Origin of the sequence: Mesorhizobium caraganae, assembly GCF_016836705.1 — a bacterium.
Lineage (GTDB): Bacteria > Pseudomonadota > Alphaproteobacteria > Rhizobiales > Rhizobiaceae > Mesorhizobium > Mesorhizobium caraganae.
Window position 1 is genome coordinate 229282 of sequence record NZ_JAFCGY010000005.1, and the last position, 21861, is coordinate 251142.

The 21861-nt window shown below is 64.1% G+C and carries 17 protein-coding genes and 1 pseudogene; 15 read left to right on the forward strand and 3 right to left on the reverse strand.

Features of this window, described 5'->3' with window-relative positions:
- The first annotated feature begins 10 nt into the window (after positions 1 to 10).
- The 4 genes from JQK88_RS14375 (at position 11) to JQK88_RS14390 (ending at position 4550) form a co-directional block, all read left to right on the forward strand.
- Entirely contained in the window at positions 11 to 202 is a 192-nt protein-coding gene (locus JQK88_RS14375; protein WP_203278643.1) for a hypothetical protein, read from the forward strand.
- Between the two features lie 513 nt (positions 203 to 715).
- Positions 716 to 1729 (forward strand): ribosome small subunit-dependent GTPase A, encoded by a 1014-nt coding sequence (gene rsgA / locus JQK88_RS14380; RefSeq protein WP_376740405.1) that lies wholly within the window; start codon positions 716 to 718, stop codon positions 1727 to 1729.
- 444 nt (positions 1730 to 2173) lie between these two features.
- Complete coding sequence (locus JQK88_RS36080) at positions 2174 to 2434, forward strand: amino acid permease (protein ID WP_246501882.1); 261 nt, start codon at positions 2174 to 2176, stop codon at positions 2432 to 2434.
- 316 nt (positions 2435 to 2750) lie between these two features.
- The gene (locus JQK88_RS14390) at positions 2751 to 4550 is read left to right on the forward strand and encodes an adenylate/guanylate cyclase domain-containing protein (protein ID WP_192259091.1); all 1800 of its coding nucleotides are present in this window, start codon (positions 2751 to 2753) and stop codon (positions 4548 to 4550) included.
- A gap of 183 nt (positions 4551 to 4733) precedes the next feature.
- On the opposite strand, the pseudogene JQK88_RS14395 reads toward JQK88_RS14390, so the two are convergent.
- Positions 4734 to 5255, reverse strand: a pseudogene (locus JQK88_RS14395) (SOS response-associated peptidase); the annotation flags it as partial.
- A gap of 66 nt (positions 5256 to 5321) precedes the next feature.
- Positions 5322 to 6506, reverse strand: a complete 1185-nt coding sequence (locus JQK88_RS14400; protein WP_203278645.1) for a Gfo/Idh/MocA family protein — start codon at positions 6504 to 6506, stop codon at positions 5322 to 5324.
- Between the two features lie 289 nt (positions 6507 to 6795).
- On the opposite strand from JQK88_RS14400, the gene JQK88_RS14405 reads away from it, so the two are divergent.
- The 8 genes from JQK88_RS14405 to JQK88_RS14440 all read left to right on the forward strand — a co-directional run bounded on the left by JQK88_RS14405 (position 6796) and on the right by JQK88_RS14440 (position 16073).
- Positions 6796 to 7677, forward strand: coding sequence for a MurR/RpiR family transcriptional regulator (locus JQK88_RS14405; RefSeq protein ID WP_192259093.1), 882 nt, complete (start codon positions 6796 to 6798; stop codon positions 7675 to 7677).
- Positions 7678 to 7936: 259 nt separating this feature from the next.
- Positions 7937 to 8719 (forward strand): SDR family oxidoreductase, encoded by a 783-nt coding sequence (locus JQK88_RS14410; RefSeq protein ID WP_203278646.1) that lies wholly within the window; start codon positions 7937 to 7939, stop codon positions 8717 to 8719.
- Complete coding sequence (locus tag JQK88_RS14415; RefSeq protein ID WP_312037272.1) at positions 8716 to 10251, forward strand: mannitol dehydrogenase family protein; 1536 nt, start codon at positions 8716 to 8718, stop codon at positions 10249 to 10251. Before JQK88_RS14410 ends, JQK88_RS14415 begins: the two co-directional genes overlap by 4 nt.
- Positions 10252 to 10286: 35 nt before the next feature.
- Positions 10287 to 11201 (forward strand): sugar phosphate isomerase/epimerase family protein, encoded by a 915-nt coding sequence (locus JQK88_RS14420; protein ID WP_192259095.1) that lies wholly within the window; start codon positions 10287 to 10289, stop codon positions 11199 to 11201.
- Between the two features lie 84 nt (positions 11202 to 11285).
- Positions 11286 to 12320: an ABC transporter substrate-binding protein gene (locus JQK88_RS14425; RefSeq protein ID WP_192259096.1), complete on the forward strand. Its 1035-nt coding sequence runs from the start codon at positions 11286 to 11288 to the stop codon at positions 12318 to 12320.
- Positions 12321 to 12374: 54 nt separating this feature from the next.
- A complete protein-coding gene (locus tag JQK88_RS14430) occupies positions 12375 to 13925 on the forward strand; it encodes a sugar ABC transporter ATP-binding protein (protein WP_192259097.1) in 1551 nt (516 codons plus the stop codon).
- A complete protein-coding gene (locus JQK88_RS14435) occupies positions 13922 to 14893 on the forward strand; it encodes an ABC transporter permease (protein ID WP_112563462.1) in 972 nt (323 codons plus the stop codon). The genes JQK88_RS14430 and JQK88_RS14435 overlap by 4 nt, the downstream gene beginning before the upstream one ends.
- A 199-nt stretch (positions 14894 to 15092) precedes the next feature.
- Entirely contained in the window at positions 15093 to 16073 is a 981-nt protein-coding gene (locus JQK88_RS14440) for an ABC transporter permease (RefSeq protein WP_192259098.1), read from the forward strand.
- 199 nt (positions 16074 to 16272) lie between these two features.
- On the opposite strand, the gene JQK88_RS14445 is transcribed toward JQK88_RS14440, so the two are convergent.
- Complete coding sequence (locus JQK88_RS14445; protein WP_192259099.1) at positions 16273 to 16713, reverse strand: lipid-binding SYLF domain-containing protein; 441 nt, start codon at positions 16711 to 16713, stop codon at positions 16273 to 16275.
- 651 nt (positions 16714 to 17364) lie between these two features.
- Here JQK88_RS14445 and JQK88_RS14450 point away from each other — a divergent pair.
- The 3 genes from JQK88_RS14450 to JQK88_RS14460 are packed head-to-tail and all read left to right on the forward strand — an operon-like array spanning position 17365 to position 21469.
- Positions 17365 to 18606 carry an FAD-dependent oxidoreductase gene (locus JQK88_RS14450; RefSeq protein ID WP_203278647.1) on the forward strand — a complete coding sequence of 414 codons (1242 nt, stop codon included), beginning with the start codon at positions 17365 to 17367 and terminating at the stop codon, positions 18604 to 18606.
- A 23-nt stretch (positions 18607 to 18629) separates the two neighbouring features.
- Complete coding sequence (locus tag JQK88_RS14455; protein ID WP_192259101.1) at positions 18630 to 19634, forward strand: glycosyltransferase family A protein; 1005 nt, start codon at positions 18630 to 18632, stop codon at positions 19632 to 19634.
- Positions 19634 to 21469 (forward strand): glycosyltransferase family 2 protein, encoded by a 1836-nt coding sequence (locus tag JQK88_RS14460; protein ID WP_203278648.1) that lies wholly within the window; start codon positions 19634 to 19636, stop codon positions 21467 to 21469. The genes JQK88_RS14455 and JQK88_RS14460 overlap by 1 nt, the downstream gene beginning before the upstream one ends.
- The last annotated feature ends 392 nt before the right edge of the window (positions 21470 to 21861 follow it).

The following is a 21861-nucleotide window of genomic DNA, read 5'->3' on the forward strand; positions in this document are numbered from 1 at the left end:
CTGAGAATTAATGACCGATCATACAATCCGTTGCGCGACGCCGGAAACAACACTCAAAACCACGGCTGTTCATCAGGCCTTCAACCGGCGCTTGCGCAACCCACGCAACCCACCGGAAAACCCCCGGTTGCGCGGCCTTCGGCGGCACCGAAGCGGCGATGCGAAAGCGCTTTTGCGCCAGTTCCGCGATCACACCATATGAACCGATCCAACCTCTGCTAGCTTGTTGGGCGTGGGACTTGTCCCGCTTTGGCCGGTGCTTCAGGCAACCCCATCCCAACCCCCCGCCCCCTGTGGCGCCGGCCATCCCCTTCCCCTCGCAAGAAAGACAGCGCGCTCAGGCGAGCGCGAACTCCGCTCACCCCTGCGGTGGTTTCTTCTTTTTCTTGGCCGCGGCGCGCTCCTTTTTCATCCAAAAACGGATCGGGATCGGCGGCTGCCAGATCGCTCCATGTGCCGACGTCGGCCTCGGGGAAGAACAGCAGCCGGCGGTTGTTCTTGTAATTGCCCTCCTTGAAATTCGGCCCAATCCAGGCGCCGATCGTGTCGAGCTCCAGCCATTTGCTCTGCTCGCCCGCGCGGGACCCGGCTTGCCAAACATCACTGCGCCGCCCATAGAACGGCTCGGATCATCGCCCTGCTTCAAAAGGCTGTTGTCGGCCCATTTGCCAAGGATACCCTCGATGCCTGCGACACCGTCCCCTTGGTCAAGGCTGTGACAGCCACCCTAGCCAGCCTCGGATGGACGGATTTCTTCGGCGATCAGCTTGAACCCGATGAGGCGGACCTCGTCCCGACCCGCATTGCCTCGGTGCACCGTGACCGCCTGGCCGGCCTGTCCCAGGCAGGGCCAACCGATCTGACGCTGCCGGCGAATGCGAACACCGGCGACTACGCCGTCGGCGACTGGGTGCTTGTCGAGCCCCATACGCATCTGCTGCGGCGCCGCCTGACCCGCAAGACGGTGCTGGAGCGCCGCACGCAGGGCGGCAGGGTGCCGCAGCTGGCCGCAGCCAATGTCGACACGCTGTTCATCGTCACCTCCTGCAATGCCGATTTCAACATCGCCCGGCTCGAGCGCTATCTGGCGCTGGCCAACGAGGCCGGAACGATGCCGGTGATCCTGCTGACCAAGGCCGACACGGCCGAAGACGCAGAGGCGTACCAACGCCAGGCCGCGGCCCTGCAGCGCGGGCTGGCCGTGGTGATGCTGAACCCGCGCATAGCGGATGCCGCAACCGCGCTCGCCGTCTGGTGCGGCGCGGGCCAGACGGTGGCGCTGGTCGGCTCCTCCGGCGTCGGCAAATCGACACTGGTCAACACGCTGGCCGGATCGGCGCAGCAAACGCCGCAACAGACCGCCGGCATCCGTGAGCACGATGCCAAGGGCCGCCACACCACCACAGCCAGATCGCTGCACGCCATTGCCGGCGGCGGCTGGGTGATCGACACGCCGGGCATGCGCACGCTGCACGTCAGCGACGTTGCTTCCGGCATCGACACGCTGTTTGCCGAAATCACCGAGCTTGCCCCGCTGTGCAAATTCCGCGACTGCACCCATGTCCACGAACCGGGCTGCGCGGTGCAGGCTGCTTTGAAGGCAGGCACACTCGACCCCGAGCGCCTGGCCCGCTGGCGCAAACTATCCGAGGAAAACCAGGGCAATACGCCGGTTCAGAGCGGGCCGCGCGGCAACAAATCCCCCGGTGGTCGCCCAAAGCGGCGTTGAGCGGATAATCCGAAAAAGCCTGATTGTTTTCTTCGGACCCGCACCACCCAATACATGCGCCGGCTATCCTAAGTGGATCTTTACCCGTCCACGCCTCGCCGAGCGTCTCCCCGCATAATCCCTTGGGGTTATGGCCGCGCTGCGCCGGCTAAGTCATGCTCCGCCTCAACTTCGAGAAATGCGACCGGACGCCTGCTCTTCTGGCAGCCTCCGGAAAAAGCATCGGACACAAGCTTCCCGGAGGCGGAACAATGCAAGACACTATCAAACTCGACCGCGCGCTCGGCCTCTGGTCCGTCGTGCTTTTCGGCCTGGCCTATATGACGCCGATGATCGTCTTCGGCACCTTTGGCGCGCTGGCCACGGCAAGCCAGGGTACCACCGCCATGGCCTATCTCATAGCGGCCGCGGCCATCCTGCTCACCGCCATCAAGCTACGGCGTCATGGCGCGCGTCTATCCCGTAGCCGGCTCGGCCTACACCTATGCCCGTCGCTCGGTCAGCCCCAACATCGGCTTCCTCGTCGGATGGGCGGTGCTGCCCGATTATTTCTTCCTGGCGATGGTCATCTGGCTGATTGGTGCGGCCTATCTCACTTCCGCCTTCCCTGCGGTTCCGACCTGGATATGGGTCGTCGGCTTCATCGCTGTCACAACGCTGGTCAATGTCGTCGGCATCGCCTTCGCCAACCGCATCAACTTCTGACGCACTTCCAATAGAGCGCCATCGGTGCCTTGTGCTTCCGCCAGCTTTCCTGAGCGCGGGTTCGCGCGTCGTCCCGCATTTCGAGCAACATCGCGGCGAGTGCCTGGCGGGCACCGATCGGCAGTTCCTGAAGCTGCTTCGCCGCCTCTTCTGCGGCCGATCTCAAAATCGCGGATCGTGTCTTCGCTAAGATTGGACTTGGCGCCAAGCCGCACGCGGGACTCTTGCCGAAACGATACCAGAACGGCTCGATGCGACCCTTGTCGGACCTTCAGTCGCGCCATAGGGCTCGCATTTCGTTCTTCATAGGCACATAATGAATGCCGTCGACCGCCAAGAAAGCGCGCTTAGTGACGTCATTCTGTCTCACTGGAGCCCGGTCGCCCACAAGGTCGCAATGTCCGAAGAAGGCATCCGTCGCCGGCTCGCCGCGATCATGGTCGCCGACGTCGTAGGCTATGCGCGCCTCATGGAGGCGGACGAGGCCGGCACGCTCGCGGCGCTGAAGGACCGCCGCAGGAACGTGCTCGAGCCCATCGTGCGATCTCATGGCGGACGCATCGTCAAACTCATGGGCGACGGTGTTCTGGTCGAGTTCGTCAGCGCAGTTGATGCCGTCGGCAGTGCACTCGAACTGCAGGCCAGGATGGCCGATGCCAACGACGACGTGGCCGACGAGCGCCGGATCATGCTCCGGATCGGCATCAATCTGGGCGACGTGATCGGCGAGGGCACGGATGTCTATGGAGAGGGCGTCAACATTGCCGCGCGACTCGAGTCCCTGGCCGAGCCCGGCAGCATCTGCATGTCGCAAAACGTGTACGAACAGGTGGCCAAAAAGGTGAATGGCACATTCGAGCCCCTGGGTGACCGCCAGCTCAAGAACATCGAAGCGCCTGTGCGCGCCTACCTGGTCCGTCCTGCTGTTGTCGCGCCGAGCAAGCCAGCGGTCACGTCGGACAAACCGTCAATTGCCGTGTTGCCCTTTGACAACATGAGCGGCGATCCGGTGCAGGACTATTTTTCAGACGGGATCACGGAGGACATCATCACCGAGCTGAGCCGATTCAGGGAGATCATGGTGATCGCACGGAATTCTTCCTTTGCGCTCCGAGGCAAGGCGCTCGACGCCAAGGAAGTTGGCCATAGGCTCGGCGCGGATTTCATCGTCGAGGGCAGTACGCGCAGGGCGGGCAATCGCGTGCGGGTCACCGCCCAGTTGATCGACGTGTCCAGCGGAAAGCATCACTGGGCAGAGCGCTATGACCGCAATGTCGAAGATATCTTTGCGGTGCAGGACGAAGTCGTATCCATGATCGTCGGCACGCTGGTCGGGAGAGTCACCTCCACCCGTGCCGAGCAGTCAGGCCGCAAGCCACCGCAGCTTTGGGCGGCCCACGATCACTTTCTGCAAGGGCGGGAGCGTTCGATACGGTTCGATTCGGAAACCGCCGCCCAGTTCCTGCGCCGCGCAATCGAGCTCGACCCGGCCCACGCCCAAGCCCATGCGTGGCTGGCGGGTGTCGCCTATGTCCTCCATTCGGACCATGGGCGGCGAGAAGATCTGGAGGAAGGCCTTCGTGCCGCACAAACGGCGGTACGGCTCGATCCGTTGGATTCGAGCGGTCACCGGCAACTCGGCCTCATCTATTCTAAGATGAGGCAGTATGAGCAGGGAGGGATACACCTCGACCGAGCGGTCGCGCTTAATCCGAACGACGTGTATGCCTCGATGTTTCGAGGGCTGTGGCTGGCCTTTACGGGACGCGGAGAGGAAGCGCTGGGCAGTCTGGAGGCAGATCTTCGCCGCGATCCCTTTCCGCCAGCTTGGTACTGGGGGTGCCGCGGAGTGGCCTTTCTGCAGTTGAGGCGCCACGCCGAGGCCCTCGAAGCATTTCAGCATATCGACCACCTCTGGCACTGGTGGCTCCCCTGCTACATTGCTTCTTGTCAGGCTCGGCTGGGCAATATCGATCAGGCGAAACAGTCGGCCGCAGATGTGCTGCGCCTCAAGCCTGATTTTGCCATAGCGGACTTCGAACGGTCTGAATGGTGGCGAGACCCCGCCGATCTTGAACAGATAACGCATGGCATGCGCATGGCGGGACTAAAGTAACCGGTCGTGGGGAGCTCCCACGCGGCGCCAGGATGTTCGCAGAGATGGTTCTCGATCGGCCATGGACCCGCGGCGGCTCGAACGGTTCCGGTACTCTGATTTCGTTACTCATAGCAGCTTGATCGGTTCGATCAGCCCTGAGTAGTCGTTGGGCTGTTTGTTGACGGCAGCCGCATTGACCTCTCAGCCGACTCGATAGAACTGCAGCTGCCCGTCAATGTCATGGTTGAGAATGTCCTTCAGGTCGCCAGCAGGCGACTTGGGGTCCAGCCAGGCCTCGTAGTAAGCCGGATCGAGGATGAGCGGCTGGCGATCGTGGACCTGGTTGACTGGCGCCGCGGACGGCTCGGCAATGATCGTGCAGCTGGTGATCTCAAGATTCGAATTGTAGGCCCACAGGCCAGCGAACGAGAAGGGCGCGTGGCCCGGCTGGAAGATGTGCCATGGGTCCTTCTTGCCGTCTGCTGGCGATATCGTCCACTCATAGAAGCCATCGGTCGGAATCAGGCAGCGCTTCGACTTGAAGGCATCTCGAAACGCCGGCGCCGTGTCGATGCCCTCGATCCGGGCGTTGAACATCGCCGCCTTGGGCATCTCTTTTGCCCAGAATGGCACCAGCCACCAGCGACCGGTCCGAAGATTGTGGTTTCCGTCGTCACTGGCGGTGATGAACGGGACTTCGTCGGTGGGCGCGATGTTGTATCGCGGCGCGTCGTTAGCGCCATATACGTGGCGCTGCCGCTAAACCACAGCAGCCCACCGCCCCCGCCCTCACCCAAACCGCGCCACCGTCCAAGCCCCACCCGCCGCATTCGACTCCACCGCCGCCGCGACAAACTTCACGCCGCGCGCTCCATCTACAACATCGGGCACCTGCGCGGCCCTTGCTGCATCAACCACCCCACCGGAGCGATGCGCGCGAATAATGTCGGCGGCGTCGCGGTAGAAATTGGCGAAGGCCTCGATATAGCCTTCCGGGTGCGCGGCCGGCATGCGCGACACGCGCTGGGCTTCCGCCGTCGAGCCATGGCCGCCGCGCACCAGCGTGCGGGTTTCCTCGCCATAGATGGAGAAGCGCAATTCTTCCGGCCGGCCGCCCGACCATTCGAGCCCGGCTCTGTCGCCATAGATGCGCACGGAGAGATCATTGTAATGGCCGGGTGAGGTCTGGCTGGCCAGGATCGTGCCGCGTGCGCCGCCGGTCCAGCGCACCAGCATATGCGAATTGTCGTCGAGCCTGCGCCCGGGCACGGCGGTGAACAGGTCCGCCGACACCGCCTCGGCCTCGCAGCCGGAGATATAGCTTGCCAGGTTGAACGCGTGCACGCCGATATCGGCCAGCACCGCCGACTGCCCGGCGCGCGCCGGATCGGTGCGCCACTCCGCCTGCTTCTGGCCCTCGGCGTCGATCGGCCTGGTCAGCCAGTCCTGGATGTAGGCGCCATGCACCGACACGATCCGCCCAAGTTCGCCCGCCGCCACCATCGCGCGCGCCTGGCGCACCATGGCGTAGCCGGTGTTGTTGAGCGTGACGACGAAGCGGCGCTTTTTCGCCTTGGCGAGCGCCACCAATGCTTCGGCGTCGCTGAGCGTCGTCGACAGCGGCTTGTCGCAGATCACGTCGATGCCGGCCTCGAGAAAGGCGGTGGCGATCGGCGCGTGCAGATGATTTGGCGTGACGATGACGACCGCCTCGATACCATCCGGCCGCGCGGCTTCGGCTTGCGCCATGGCGCGATAATCGGCATAGCTGCGTTCCGGCGCGATGCCGATCTCGGCCGCCGAAGCGGCGGAGTTTTCCGGGTCGGACGACAGCGCGCCGGCGACCAGCACGATCTGGTCGTCGAGCCGCATGGCTAGACGATGCACGGCGCCGATGAAAGCATTGCGCCCGCCGCCGACCATGCCGACCCTCAGCCGCTTGCCGGCCGATCCGTCCGATGTTGCGTAGACCATTTCAAACTCCTCCACGTGTGGCTTCGTCATCCTGGGGCGTAGCAAGGAGCGCAGCGACGCAGCGCAGACCCCAGGATCCATGCCGTGACTTCAAGGCGTTGCGAAGGTTCAGAATCTTCCCTTCCGTCGCATTCCTCGACAAGCGTCGCGGCATGGATCCTAGGGTCTCCGCGACGGAGCTTCGCTCCTGCTTCGCCCTAGGATGACGACGTTGGGAAGCCTCACCGCTTACGAACACGATTTCCAATTTTCATATTGTAAAACGATCGTATCGCGCTAGCCTGAAATCATGAGTGGGGCAAGCAAGTCAGGACGATCGATCGCCGACGAGGCGGCGACACGCAAGCGGGGACGCTCTCTGGCAGCACTGGGTTATATCCAGCCGCAAACTTATGAGGAGCTGCGCGCCGTGCTGTCGTCGGGCACGGTGCATTTCCCCAAGCGGCTGCGGCAGGTGGCGATCTTCCTGTGGCAGCATCCGAGCGACGTCGCGCTCGGCACCATCGCGCAGGTGGCGGCACAGGCCGGCGTGCAGCCCTCGACGCTGGTGCGCTTTGCGCAGATCTTCGGCTATTCCGGCTTTTCCGATTTCCAGGGCCTGTTCAAGGAACACATCAAGGGATCATGGCCGGAAGGGCGTGGCGAGCCGCGCACCGAGACCGAGCCCAACCTGCATTTCCTGCATGGCATGGTTGGGGCATCGCAGGCCTCGCTCGGCCGCATCGAGACCGGCTTCGATGTCGAGAGTTTCGACAAGATGGTGGCGCTGCTGGCGGATGCCGAGCTGATCTATGTCATCGGCTCCAAGCGCGCCTTTCCCGTCACCGCCTATCTGTCGCTGACCCTCTCGCAGCAAGGCGTGCGCAACGTGCTGGTCGACAATGTCGGCTCCTCCGCGCTCGACCAGATCGGCTGCATCGGCGGCCAGGACGCGGTGCTGGCCGTCTCCTTCAGCCCTTACAATTCGATCACGCCCGATCTCGTCGCGGTCGCGCATGAGCGCAAGGCCCGCATCGTCACCGTCACCGACAGCACTTTCAGCCCGCTGATCCCGCTGTCGGACGCCTGGTTGGAGGTGGTGGAATCCGACTTCGCCGGCTTCCGTTCGCTCGCCGCGTCGCTCGCGGTGGGAATGGCTTTGGTCCACGGGGTGGCGCGGCGCGGCGAATGAGTGCTGTGGGGCAATCGCGCCGGCGCCGCCCCTCACCTGCCTGCCGGCGTCCTCTCCCGTATAGTGACGGGGAGAGGGGCGCGGTCACCGCCGGTTTCGCCAATTTCCAGGGTAGAAAAGCGCCAAGGTTGCGGCCGGGCAATGAGGGGCAGCGCTGACTTAGGGAGTTGGCTTCTCACGGAGCACAACTGGCACAATTGACTATCGGGAATTACCATTCCATATCTAGAAAAATAGAAACTTTGTTCCGGGAGGAGGAATGGAGATTCGGCTGGACGGCAAGGTGGCTTTGGTCACCGGGTCGACGCAAGGCATTGGCCGCGCCATTGCCGAGATGCTGGCGCGTTCCGGCGCCGCCGGGCTTGTGGTCACGGGGCGCGAGAAGACGCGCGGCGATGCGGTGGCCGCCGAGCTTTCGCAATTGGGCACGCCGACCATCTTCGTCGCCGCCGATCTTGCCAACCCGGCAGCCCCTGCCCTTCTGGCGCAGACCTGCATCGAGCGCTTCGGCCGCATCGATGCCCTCGTCAACGCTGCCGGCCTGACCGACCGCGCCTCCTTCCTCGACGCCAGCCTCGACGACTGGGCGGCGCTGTTTGCCGTCAACGCGCGCGCGCCGTTCTTCCTGATGCAGGCGGCCATTGCCGACATGAAGGAGCGGCGCCAGGGCGGCGCTATTCTCAACATCCTGTCGATCAACGCCCATTGCGGCTCGCCGGAGCTTGCCGTCTATTCCGCCACCAAGGGCGCGCTGGCGACACTGACCAAGAACGCCGCCAACGCCCACCGTTTCGACCGCATCCGCGTCAACGGCATCAATGTCGGCTGGACCGACACGCCGGCCGAACGCATCATGCAGGCCGAGACTTTGGGCAACGGCCCCGGCTGGCTCGACAAGGCCAACGCCGCGCAGCCCTTCGGCCGGCTGCTGACGCCCAACGACATCGCCAGTCTTGCCGTCTTCCTGCTCTCCGACGCCGCAGGGCCGATGACCGGCGCCGTGATCGACCAGGAGCAGGCGGTGATCGGGGCGAACCGGTGAGCGCTTCCACCGAGACACTCGGGCCGGCGCTGCTCGACCGTTTGCCGGCATCGGTCCAGACACCGTCCTACGACCGCACGATGCTGGCGCCCGGCATGGCGCATCTCGGTGTCGGCGCTTTCCACCGCTGCCATCAGGCCGAATACACCGATGATCTTCTGTCGCTGCGCTTCGACCGCTGGGGCATTGTCGGCATCAACATCCGCCCGCCCAGCCTCGCCGACACGCTGGGACGACAGAGCGGGCTCTATACAAGGCTGATCCGCGAAAACAGCCATATCGAGGCGCGCGTCATCGGCAGCATCGTCCGGGTGGTCGACAGCCAGGAGAGTGCGGCACCGGCGCTCGGCGTGCTGGTCTCGCCCGACATCGAATTGGTGACGATGACGGTGACGGAAAAGGGCTATTGCCACATCCCGTCGAGCGGCGAACTCGACCTCGCCCATCCCGACATCGTCCACGACCTCGCCCACCCCGAGACCCCGCGCAGCGTGCCCGGCTTGTTGGTGCGGGCGCTGGAGTTGCGCCAGGCCACGCATGGCCGACCGCTGACACTGCTCTCCTGCGACAACATTCCGACCAATGGCGTCATCCTCGGCAATGTCGTGCGCAGCTTTGCCGAACGGCGCGGCAATGGGCTGGCGGAGTGGATCGCGGCCAATGTCGCTTTCCCCTCAGCCATGGTCGACCGCATCGCGCCGGCGGTGACGCAGGCCGACCTCGACAGTGTCGAGCAATGGTTCGGTTATCGCGACGGCGCTGTCGCCGTCGGCGAGCCGTTCCGGCAATGGGTGATCGAGGAAAAATTCGCCGGCCGCATGCCGCGCTGGGATCTGGTCGGCGCCACCTTCGTCGACGATGTGACGCCGTTCGAGCATCTCAAAATGCGGGTGCTGAACGGCGCCCAGACCACGCTAGCCACACTTGGCCTGCTGGCCGGGCTCGAACACACATCGGATGCCGTCGCCGACCCGCTGCTGGCGGACTTCATCCGACGCATGCTGGTCGAAGAAACGCTGTCAACGCTGATGCCGGTGCCCGGCATCCTGCCGCTCGCCTATGTCGAGCAGAGCCTTGCCCGGCTGAAGAACACCGCAATCCGCCACCGCAACCACCAGATCGCCACCGACGGCTCGCAAAAGATCGTCCAGCGCCTGCTGAACCCGATCCGCGAACGGCTGAGCCAAGGCGGCAGCATCGGCCTTTTGTCGGTGCCTGTCGCCGGCTGGATGACTTATCTCATCCAGGCCTCGGATCGCTTTGGCAAACGCTGGCCGGTGTCGGATCCCTATGCCGGCAAGGTCGCCGAGATCGCCGACACGACCGGCCATGATGCGCAGGCGCTGGCGTCCGCCATCCTCGCCATCGACGGGATATTCGACCCCACCCTCGCCGCTGACGAGACGTTCCGCGCGGCCGTCACATCGGCGCTGGGCGACCTGCTATCGGACGATCCGATGGCGGCCGTCCGGCACAGTCTTGAACAAGATGAGGTCGCACGGTTGAAGCGATCCAAACAATCGGCATTATAGGTACCGGTCGTGAAGCCACGACCAGGGGAGGCACTATGAAACTTGGACTGCTGACGGCACCGTTCGCGGCGACGCCACTTGCCGAAGTCGCCGATTGGGCAAACGCGGCCGGCTTCGAGGCGCTGGAGATTGCCTGCTGGCCGAAAACGTCCGGCGCGACGCGACGCTATGCCGGCACCAGCCACATCGACGCTGCTTCGACCTCGCCTGCGCAGGCCAAGGAGATCGTTGCGTCGCTGACGGAGAAGAAGCTGACGGTCTCCGGCCTCGGCTACTACCCCAACCCGCTGCATCCCGACGCCGCGCATCGCGAGGCCGTCATCAGTCATCTGAAGAAGGTCATCGCGCTGGCCGCCAACATGGGCGTGCCGGTGGTCAACACGTTCTGCGGCGGCGATGCCTCGAAGACCGTCGACGTCAACTGGCAGGACGCGCTGAAAGTCTGGCCCGAGATCGTCGCCTATGCGCGCGGCCATGGCGTCAAGCTTGCCTTCGAGAATTGCCCGATGATCTTCAGCTATGACGAATGGCCGGGCGGGCACAACATCGCCTATTCGCCGCTGGTCTGGCGCCGCATCCTGGAGGCGTGGGGCGGGGACGTCGGTATGAATTTCGACCCCTCGCATCTGGTCTGGCAGATGATCGACCAGGCCCGCTTCATCAGGGAGTTCGGCCCCTACATGCTGCATGTACACGCCAAGGATTTGATGATTGATCATGATGGACTTTATGAGCGCGGGATCCTCTCGGCCGGGATAGGCTGGCAGGTGCCGCGCATGCCGGGCTTGGGCGATGTCGACTGGAGCGGCTTCTTCTCCGGCCTCTACCGTGCCGGCTATGACGGCTCGGTCATCATCGAGCACGAGGACCGACGCTTTGAAGGCAGCGACGATCAGGTCAAGCGCGGTTTCCTGCTTGCCCGCGACGTGCTGCGCCCCTTCGTCAAATGACGAGGTAACAACTTGGTTTGATCCTATCGCAATCCGGCAGGCGCAAAACCCTGGAACTGAAAAACAATGTGGAGGAGTACTGACATGAAGAAGATACTGACCATGGTTCCACTGCTTGCGGGCGCTGCCTTGCTCGCCTCGGTGGGCGTCTCGTCGGCGGAAGGCAAATACACGATCGGCATTTCCAACACCGTGCAGGGCAATGGCTGGCGCGAGGAGATGGTCTGCGCCATGAAGGCGCAGGCGCTGGCGTCCGGCGAAGTGACGAAACTCAACATCGCCCACCGCAACACCGACGCCGCCGGCCAGCTCGAAGACATCCGCAACCTGATCAGCGCCAAGGTCGACGCCATCGTCGTCAACCCCGCCGATCCCGCCGGCATCAAGGCGGGCCTGGAAGAAGCCACCAAGGCCGGCATCGTCGTCGTTGCCGTCGACCAGGCGGTCACCGAGCCGTCGGCCTACATCATCTCCAACAACCAGGAGCAGTATGCCTATCTCGGCGCCAAGTGGCTGTTCCAGCAGATGGGTGGCAAGGGCGAAGTGTTTTACATGCGCGGCGCCGCCGGCGCTTCGGCGGACTCCGATCGCGACAAAGGCTTCAAGAAGGCGCTGGCCGAAAACCCCGACGTGAAGGTCGCGCAGGAGGTCTTCACCGGCTGGCAGCAGGACCAGGCCAAGCAGCAGATGCTGTCGTTCCTCGCCACCGGCACGCCGTTCAACGGCGTATGGACCTCCGGCATCGACAACGTCATCGTCGACGCGCTGGTCGAATCGCAGGCGCCGCTGGTGCCGGTGGTTGGCGCCGACAATGCCGGTTTCGTCGGCCAGCTGAGCTCGGTCAAGGGCCTCGTCGGCGCTGCCGTCACCAACCCCGGCTCGATCGGCGGTGCCGGCGTGACGCTGGCGCTGCAGATCCTCGACGGCAAGAAGCCGGCACAGCAGACCGTGCTGGTCGACCCGCAGCTGTGGGACAACGCCACCGACGAAGGCAAGGCCAAGCTGAAAGCCGCCGCCGACCCGTCGCTCAGCCCGGAATGGCCGGTCTCGATCTCGATCCCTGAGTGGACGACGTACACCAAGGAGCAGATCATCGCGTGCAAGGGGCCGGGGGAGTAAGCAGTTTTAGCTGACATTCGCAGTTATTTGAGCACACAAATCGAGACCGCGATTTTGACCACCAGCCCCCTCCTCGACGCCACCGGTGTCGCCAAGAACTACGGCGCGGTTGCAGCGTTGCGCAACGCGTCGCTCTCCGTCCTGCCGGGCGAGGTCCACGCTCTGATGGGCGCCAACGGTGCTGGCAAGTCGACGCTGGTGAAGATCCTGACCGGCGCCATTCCTGCGAATGCCGGGCGCATCCTGATCCGCGGCGAGGCGCGCGACATTCGCTCGCCCGCCGCCGCGCGCCGCGCCGGGCTGCTGCCGGTCTACCAGGAACCGTCGCTGATCCCCGATCTCGACGTCTTATCCAATCTCAGGCTGACCAGCACGCCGGTCGAGCCGTTCCGCGCCTGGGTGCGCGAACTCGGCATTGCCGACCTCGATTTGCGCGACACCGCGCGCGACATTCCGCTGGCCGTGCTGCGCGTGCTCGACCTTGCCCGGGCGCTCGCTGTCGAACCCGACGTGCTGCTGCTCGATGAGATGACGGCGGCACTCCCCGCCAACCTCGCCGAAAAGGTACTGGAAGTGGTGCGCCGCCAGGGCGATTCGGGCCGCGCCGTGATCTTCATCTCGCACCGCTTCGTCGAAATCTCGGCGCTGTGCGACCGCGCCACCGTGCTGCGCGACGGCGAGACCGTCGGCGTCGTCGACATCGTGCCGGGCGTCGAGGAAAAGATCGTCGAGCTGATGCTCGGCACCCGCATCGTCAAGACCCATGTCGCCGCGCGCAGCGCCGCGCAGAAGGCCGCGCCCGCCGCTGCCCGCCCGCGCATCGCCGTGCAAAACTTACGCGTCGGCACCAAGCTCAGCGACGTCTCCTTCGATCTCGCCGATGGCGAGGTCGCCGGCGTCGTCGCGCTCGAAGGCCAGGGCCAGGATGAACTCTTCGCCGCCCTTGCCGGCTCGATCCGTCCCTCCGGCGGCACCATCGAAGTCGATGGCGCCCCCGTGAAATTTTCGCACCCGATCGACGCCATTCGCGCCGGCATTGCCTATGTGCCGGGCGACCGATCCGAGGCGCTCGCCATGCAGCGCTCGGTGCGCGAGAACATCGCGCTGCCCTTCTCTGCGGCGCTCCGCAACTGGGGGCCGATCAACATGCGCAAGGAGCGCGCGACGGTGCTCAGCGCCATCGAACGGCTGCAGATTGACACCCGCGCGCAGGGCGAGGTGCAGCGCCTGTCCGGCGGCAACCAGCAGAAAGTGACCATCGCCCGCTGGATCGCGGCGGACGCCCGCACCATCCTGTGCTTCGACCCGACGCGTGGCATCGATGTCGGCACCAAGCAGGAGATCTACAAGCTGCTGCGCGAGCTCGCCGGCAATGGCAAGTCGGTGCTGTTCTACACCTCGGAGCTGGAAGAGGTGCAGCGTGTCTGCGACCGCGTCATCGTTATCTTCGGCGGCCGCCTCGTCGACATTTTTCCGGTCGAGGAGGCCGACGAGCCGGCGCTGATGCGCGCCGCCTACGGCCTGCCGCGCGGCGCCAAGGCCGATATCGGTATTCTGGCCGATCCCACCGCCCATGCCTCCGATGCCCCGGAGGCGACGCCATGAGCCATTTCCTGCGCCGCCAGGGCTGGGTCGTCGGCCTCTTCGCCCTGCTCATCGTCCTGTTCATCGCCACCAGGATCATCCAGCCGGCCTATGGCAGCAACGATTTCGGCTCGCTCGCGCGCGCCGTGCTGCCTTACGCTTTCGCCGTCGCTGCGCAGACCGTGGTGGTGATCGCCGGCGGCATCGACCTCTCGGTCGCCGCCATGATGGCGCTGACCAGCGTCACCGCCGCTTCGATGATGAATGGCGCGAGCGAGGAATACGCGCTGTTCGTGGTGCCCTTCGTGCTCGCCATGGGTTTTGCGCTCGGCGCGCTCAACGGCCTGCTCATCGTCGTGACCCGCGTGCCTGACATTGTCGTCACGCTCGCCATGCTGTTCGTGCTGCAGGGCGCGGCGCTATTGGTGCTCGACGCGCCGGGCGGTGGCATCGCCGAATGGCTGAAGGCGCTGATCTCCGGTACCGTGCCGATCCCAGGCCTGCCCGACGCCATCGACGCCTGGGTCCCGAAGGCGCTGCTGGTGCTGATCGTCTGCCTCTGCATCATCTGGATACCGCTCAGGCGCTCGCGCCTCGGCCTCTCCCTCTACGCCATCGGCTCGAGCGAACTGGCGGCGTTCCGCTCAGGCGTGCCGGTCAAGCGCACCCGCATCATCGCCTATGCGCTGTCGGGCCTGCTCGCCGCCTTTGGCGGCCTGGCGCTGACCATGAGCACCGGCATCGGCGCCCCCATCCCCGGCCCGTATCTCTTGGCCAGCGTCGCGGCAGTCGTGCTGGGCGGCGTCGCGCTCGGCGGCGGCAAGGGCGGCCTGCTCGGCCCCATCGTCGCCGTCTTCGTGCTGCGCCTGGTGCGCACCGACCTGACGCTGCTCGCCATCGATCCGAACGTCACCGCCATCATCGAGGGCGCCATCATGGTGGCGGTGGTGATGTTCGGCGCGTTCATCACCATGCGGGGGCGGCAATGATGAGTAGGCGCGCGCTTCTTCCTTCCCCCCTTGTGGGGGAAGGTGGCCTCGCGAAGCGAGGTCGGATGAGGGGTGTTCCAGGGAACGCCACCGCCTCGTTCCGTCACGCACCCCTCATCCGTCTCGGCGCTGCGCGCCGATCCACCTTCTCCCACAAGGGGAGAAGGGAGGTCGCGCCAACCCCACCGCGAGCCACCCCATGAGCAGCACCGGCATCACCCCCGTCCCCTTCGGCCGCCGCCTAAAACGCTTCATGGCCGACCGGCCGCTCATCCCGCTGGTCATCCTGCTCGTCATCCTGGTGGTGATCCTGCAGATCCTGCGCCCCGGCATCGTCAACGAGCGCTGGATCGCCAACACCATCAAATTCGCCATTCCGCTGGCGATCCTGGCGGGATGCCAGACCATGACCATGTTGACCGGCGGCATCGACCTCTCGGTCGGCACGGTGGCGACGATGAGCGCCTTCATCATGGCGACGCAAGTGGTCAAGCAGGACCCGGCGGTGGCGTTCCTTCTGGCGATGATGCCGGCAGTGCTGATCGGCCTCGTCAACGGCATCGGCGTCGGCGTCTTCCGCGTCCACCCGCTGATCATGACGCTGGGCACCAGCCTGATCGGCACCGGCTGCCTGCAGGTCTACCAGCGCACGGTGATCGCGTCGGGCGCGAAAATCCCCGACTTCCTCGCCTGGCTCGGCACGGGTGTGACCTACGGCTTCCCCAACGCGCTCTTGCTGTTCCTACCGCTGGCCGCGCTGATCGTCTTCACGCTGGCCCGCACCGGCTTCGGCCGCCTGCTCTACGCCATCGGCGACAATGAGCGCGCGACCCGCCTGTCGGGCGTGCAATACTGGCAGGTGATCACCGCGCTCTACGTCACCTCCAGCGTGCTCGCCGGCATCACCGGCCTGCTCTATATCGGCCTGATCAAGGCCCCCTCGCTGTCGCTCGCCGAACCGCTGGTGCTGCCCTCGGTCGCCGCCGCCGTCATCGGCGGCACCTCCATCTTCGGCGGCCGCGGCGGCTACACCGGCACCATCATCGGCGCGCTGATCCTGACCGTGCTGACGACGCTGCTGACGATCCTGCAGATGCCGGAGGGAGCGCGGCGGATCCTGTTCGGGCTGATCGTGCTGTTTGTCACGGCGGCGTATTTGCGGATTGTGGAGGAGCGGTAGGGGCAGAGCCCCATGCTGCGTTCGGCCAACCCATCCAGGACTCAGGGCAAGCGCACGGGAACAAGTTCCCCCTCATCCGGATTGCCAACCGAATTGCGAAGGGCAATTCGGGGCAATCCGGGTGAGGGCCTTTCACACGCGATTGCCATAGGCCTGGGCGAGCGTACCAACCCAGGACGCACCGGGCTGGCTCCGCCCCCTACTTCAGCGAGATCGCCATCCCGCTAAGATCCGCATTCACCTGCAGGCCCACCTGCCTGCCCGTAAGCTCGAGTTGCGCGCCCTTGTCGTTGGTCATGACGATCACCTGGGCGCCTTTGCCGAGCGCGCCGCCGCCGCCCGCTGCGCCGTAGACCCCGGTCGCATCGCGGACCCTTCTGATGTGCCGCACGGTGCCCCGGAAATAGGTCTTGGAAACGCCGAAGGCGAAGCCGCCCGAAACGCCGCCGATCGAGATGGGATAGGAGCGGCCATGGAAGGTCAGCGTGCCCTCGCCGCCGGAACCGCCGACGAAGAAGGCCGCCTTGTAGACGGCAAAGCGGATCGTGCCGCTATCGGCATGCGCGGCACTGGCAGCGCTGACAGCAACCGTGGCGATTGCCGCAACCGCAAGCGAACGAAAGCTGGATGAGATGGTCATGATGCAAGCTCCTCAAATGCGCCGCTCGCCCAACCGGCAGGCGGCGTCGAATCAAACTGGAACAGTTTAGGCTGGGATTTGGTTCCAGGGAGGTCAGGTTGGCGCGGGAGATCGCCACGAAACAGGACAAGCGCTTATGCGGGCATACACTGATTGGAACGCCGGCGACGCCAGCGGAGGGGAAGGTGTAGAGAACGGCAGGCGGAGAACGGACAAGTTGATGGCTGAACTGGGCCGGAAGCGGACTGGCGGCTACTGGTTGGCGAGCGCGAGAAGGCGGGTCATCGCGCACGCGTGACAACAAGTGACAAGCAGGACCTCTCGCATACGTGAGATAAGCGTGCTCATGTCGCACGCGGGTCCTCTGACCGGCTGGTGACGAGAAAATCGCAGTCGATGAGTAGGGCTTCATTAAGAACCCGGCCGCCGAGTCATAGGCGCGATGTCTCGCCCTGTCGACCCTAGCATATTTACGCGCATTCCGTCATTCGGTAGTCCTACGTGCAGGCGCCGATCCGACGCCTACTCAACGAGCAAGGGGCTGCATGTGGCATTAGGATTGACGTCAGGGGAATGCGGGGAAAGACAGGTGAAGCACTCCATCGCCGTCTTTGTGCCGAAGGTGGAACCCTTTTGATTCACGTCGGTGTGATGGGCGGCGGCCTGCAAGGCTGCTGCATAGCGATGGCTCTTGCCGACCGCGGCGCGCGCGTCACGATTTTCGACCGCAACCCGGCGTTGCTGACCCGCGCCGCAGTGGCGAACGAGGGTAAGGTTCACCTCGGCTATATGTATGGGGGAGATCCGTCTCTGCGGACGGCCAGGATGATGATGCGGGGTGCGCTTGCATTCGCGCCGCTGCTCAGCGAGCGGCTCGGGCTCGAAATCGCCGCCTTCGAGACGTCGGACCCCGCCGCCTATGTCGTCCATCGAGAATCCCAGCAGGAGCCCGACCAAATCCATGCATATCTGCAGGCCGTCCACACGCTCATCCAGGAGGCCGGCGGTGGCCGGCGCGGCGCCTACTTCAACGCGGATCTGGCCAGTCCGATAAGGCGTTGGACGAAGAGTGAGTTCGAGCGCGAGCTAACGGGCGAGGCGTTGGCCGCATTTCAATCGCCAGAGGTCGCGATCGATCCGGTAGCGCTTGCCGAACTGATCAAAGAACGAATTGCGACAACGCCGAGCATAGAGATCCGGACGAACCGCTTGGTGACCTCGGTCGATCCAGACCGGCGGGAAATCACGACGACATCGAATGGGATCATTCAGAGAGATCAGTTCGACCACGTCGTCAATGCGCTATGGGACGGGCGTATAGCGATCGACAGTTCAGCAGGGATGCGGCCGCGACGAACTTGGATTCATCGACTGAAATACGGCGTCAGCTTCCGGCCACCTCCTGGGGCAAGACCGGCCAGGTCGATGACGATCGTGCTCGGGCCTTTCGGCGAAGTTGTCCGCTACCGCAATGGCACCGTCTATCTCACCTGGTATCCAAGCTGTCTGACGGCGCGCACGTTCGAGGCCCAGCCGCCCTTCTGGCCTATCGTTCCCGGCGAACCTTCCCGCTCGTCCATACTAGCGGGGACATATTCCGGTCTTGCCGCCATCCATTCTGTTCTTTCCGACTACGCCATCGACGAGCTTTCGGATGTCGTGGTGCGTGGCGGGCCGATCGTCGCCTGGGGCAAGACAGATATCGACGACCCCGCAAGCGAATTGCACCATCGCTTTGAGATCGGCGTCACCTCGGTTGGTGCCTATCACAGCGTTGATCCGGGAAAGCTGACCATGGCCCCCTATTTTGCCGAGGAGTGCGCCCGTCGCATCGTCGCGGAGACGTCGACGCACCCGGTTTCCGGACGTTTTGCAGAGCGACGAAGAGTATGACGAAAGCGCGGATCCTAATCGCGATGCCCCTGTTCGAGGGATGGGAGCACGTTGAGCACACGTTGCTGTCGGTGCAGGCGCAGACGTTTCGCGATTATCGCGTCCTTATCTCCGTGGACGGCGCCGACAAGCGATCATACGAGGCCTGCAAGAGATTTTCTGACGACCCTCGGTTTGAGATTGTGGTGCACGAGCGTCGGCTGCACTGGAACGGCAACATTAACTGGCTCGCCAGCCAATTGCGTGAGGATTATTTCTGCTACTGGCAGCACGACGATCATTGCGCGCCGGATTATCTGCAAGTGCTCATAGACTATGCTGATCGCCATCCGGAAGCCGCAAGCGTCTATTGCGACATGCAGCATTTCGGCACCCGCAACGATGTCGTCCGTCACAAATCGGTTGTCGGCTTCGCCCTAGAGCGCGTTCTCGAGCAGGCGCGGCGCGCCAACCCGGCGGCCATCAGATGTTTGGTCCGCCGCGCAGCGATGGTGTCGGCGCTGCCTATAACTTCCGCCACCACATGGACGGTGGCCGTGGCGCGAGCGGGCGAGTTGCATAGGATTCCCCGTATCCTCTACTTCCGGCGCAACCGGCCTGATTCACTCGGCATGCAGATGCTGACGATGCCGGAAGAGGAGATGCTGGCATTCACGCTCGAATACGGTCTTGGCGTCTTCAAATATGCGTTTCCGCTGGTCCAAAAGGAGGAAATCGGGCCACTCCTGAGCATGATCGCCGATCAGCTTGTGAATGCCCAAATACGCAAGCGGTGGCAGGTGGATTTTGCATCAGCCGCGCCCCAACTCCGCGAGAAGTTTCTCGCGCGTTTCTTCGAAACCGCCGTCAGGGAATTCGGTGTTTCTCCGGCGGCTGTCCAAGAAGGCCGAGAGAGGCTGGCGCTGATGTCATCCGAGGCGCAGCGCGCGACGCGTGACGGCGGCGTCAAGGTTCGGCCTGGATTCTGGTCGAAGGCCATCGCCGCTCTTTCGCATCCAACCAAGTCGAGCCGACGCGGACGGGGCTGATGGCGCGAGAGCAGGATGTCGCCGACCTGCGCCGCGCGTTCGACGCGGCTCGAGAGGCCAGGACCAAGGGCCGTTTCGACGACGCGCTGCGGCTGGTCGAAGGGTTTACGGAGCGGCTTGCCGAAGTGTCGGCGCGACACCTTTTCGGTCAACCGCCTACCCGACCGGGACTCAGCATCGTCGTGCTCAGCCACCGCGACCACCCCGACGTGGACCGAGCGCTCGAGGCCCTCGCAGCGGATTGCGCGGGCCAGACACATGAATTGATCCTGGTCGACGACGGAAATTCTGCGCTTTTTGACAGCGCCAAGCGGCATTTTCCGTCATTCCTGGGGCTAAAGCCGCCGTTCAGCATAGGCTGCGCCGCTGGCCGGAATCTTGGTGCGTTGTTGGCGCGCGGTCCCGCCGTGACCTTTCTCGACGACGACGGCATCATCGAACCGGGCTGCCTCGCGGCTCTGCAACTATGCATGGCGGAGACTGGCGCGGTCGCCGTGCGCGGGAAGGTCGTCCCGCATACGGGAGGTATAGGCGAAGGGCACTACGACCTCGGCGCCGTACGAAGACCGACGTTCATCAATTGCGAAGGCGTATCGATCTGGCAGCGCGATTGTTTCCTGCAGGCCGGTGGGTTTAACCCGCTACTTGCCGGCCATGAGGGCAACGATCTCTGCGCGCGTCTGTGGCGGTTCCACGGGCCTTTGGCATTTGTCTACGAGCCTGACGCTATCCTCCGTCACGACTATGCAAGCGACATCGCCCATGTGGACCTTAAGCGCGCTGCCATCGCGGACAATCGCGCATTTGTCGAATTCTCCAGTCGCGAGCCTTTCCGCGTCGCGTCCGGCATTGGCAAACTGTTGCGACGCAAACATGCAAGTCGCCTCGTCACAAGGATCTGGGATCGCGGCAGCACGGCGGCAAGCAAGTTGGACGACTGGGTCTCGATACTGGTCGTGACGAGCGATGGCCGAGCCCACCTCGAAGCTTTCAGCGAATCGCTCCGGCGGCAGCAGAACCAGAGGTTTGAACTCGTGTTTGTCGACCGGTCTCCCGGCAATCGCAACGCCGCTGCGATGCGGCAGGTGTGGTCAGATGACGACCGCCTGATCTGCCTGGACGGCAGCTCCATGACGGCTGGCGCCGCCCTGAATCTCGCGATGTCGCATGCGCGGCATGACATCTGCCTGCTGTCCTATGTCGAGGACATCAGCACCGTCCGCAGGATAGACCTAACGCTTGCGCATCTAGCGGCAGATCCCGGCGCTGCGTGCGTATCGTTTCTCACTTTCAACGAGGCGGAAGTCTTCGGCCGGATGGCTGGCAGCGATAAGGACGGCCTGAATGACGTCAATCTGAGGATTTTGCCCGGAAGCGAACCCGAATGGTCGACTTTCGCATTTCGCAAAACTCTTTTCACCGTGCCGTTCGAAGCGGCGTCTGAAGTTGATCTTCACCGAACTTGGCTTTGGCGGAATCTTGAGTCAACGGTTATTCGTGGTTTGGTCGATCCTACGCCACTCGTATATTCGCCGAGGCCGCCCCCTGACGCAGCGGCGCGACTGCAGCTGATGGAGTCGGCCCGCCGCACCATCTCGATCCTCTCCGGGACCACTGCCGGCCGCGGCGGAGCCGAGTTGCTGCGCGTCTTTTCGCAGCGCGTGCTGCTGCGGAACGCTTCGGCGGACCTCTACGACCAGCGCATTCTGCGTCGGTTTCTGTCAAGGCAGTTGAAGCGACTTGGAGGAGAAGCGCTCAGCCCGCCGAGCAAAGGCCAAAAAATGCAAGCGGGCGGCTGGTCGCTGGTGCGCTGGCTGACGCGGCGATTCCGGTGATCGGTCCGACTATGGATGTCAGGCAACAGGCGGACCACTGTCACAGCTTTTAGGAACAGCGCCGCGTGATCTGCTGCATCGCCGGATCGATCGTCCCGATGAGTGCCGCGAGATGTCCTAGCCCCCAAATTTCGCTCCACTCTATGTACGCTGATTTGTGCGCAAATCGCATCAGCGCTTCGTCTGCGTAGGTAACCGCGACCTCAGCGTAGGCACCAGCATGTCCGCTTTTGGCAGGCGGTCAAGTCTGACGGAATGACCGACATGCTGAAGGGTTTCGGGTGCCGTCAGGCGTACGAAAGCCTCTCATGCAGGAACCCGCGGTCCGTGCGCGGTGAGCTATGGGGATTTGTGTTTCGGGGTGTGCCAGCGTCTGTCGCAGACGTCCACAT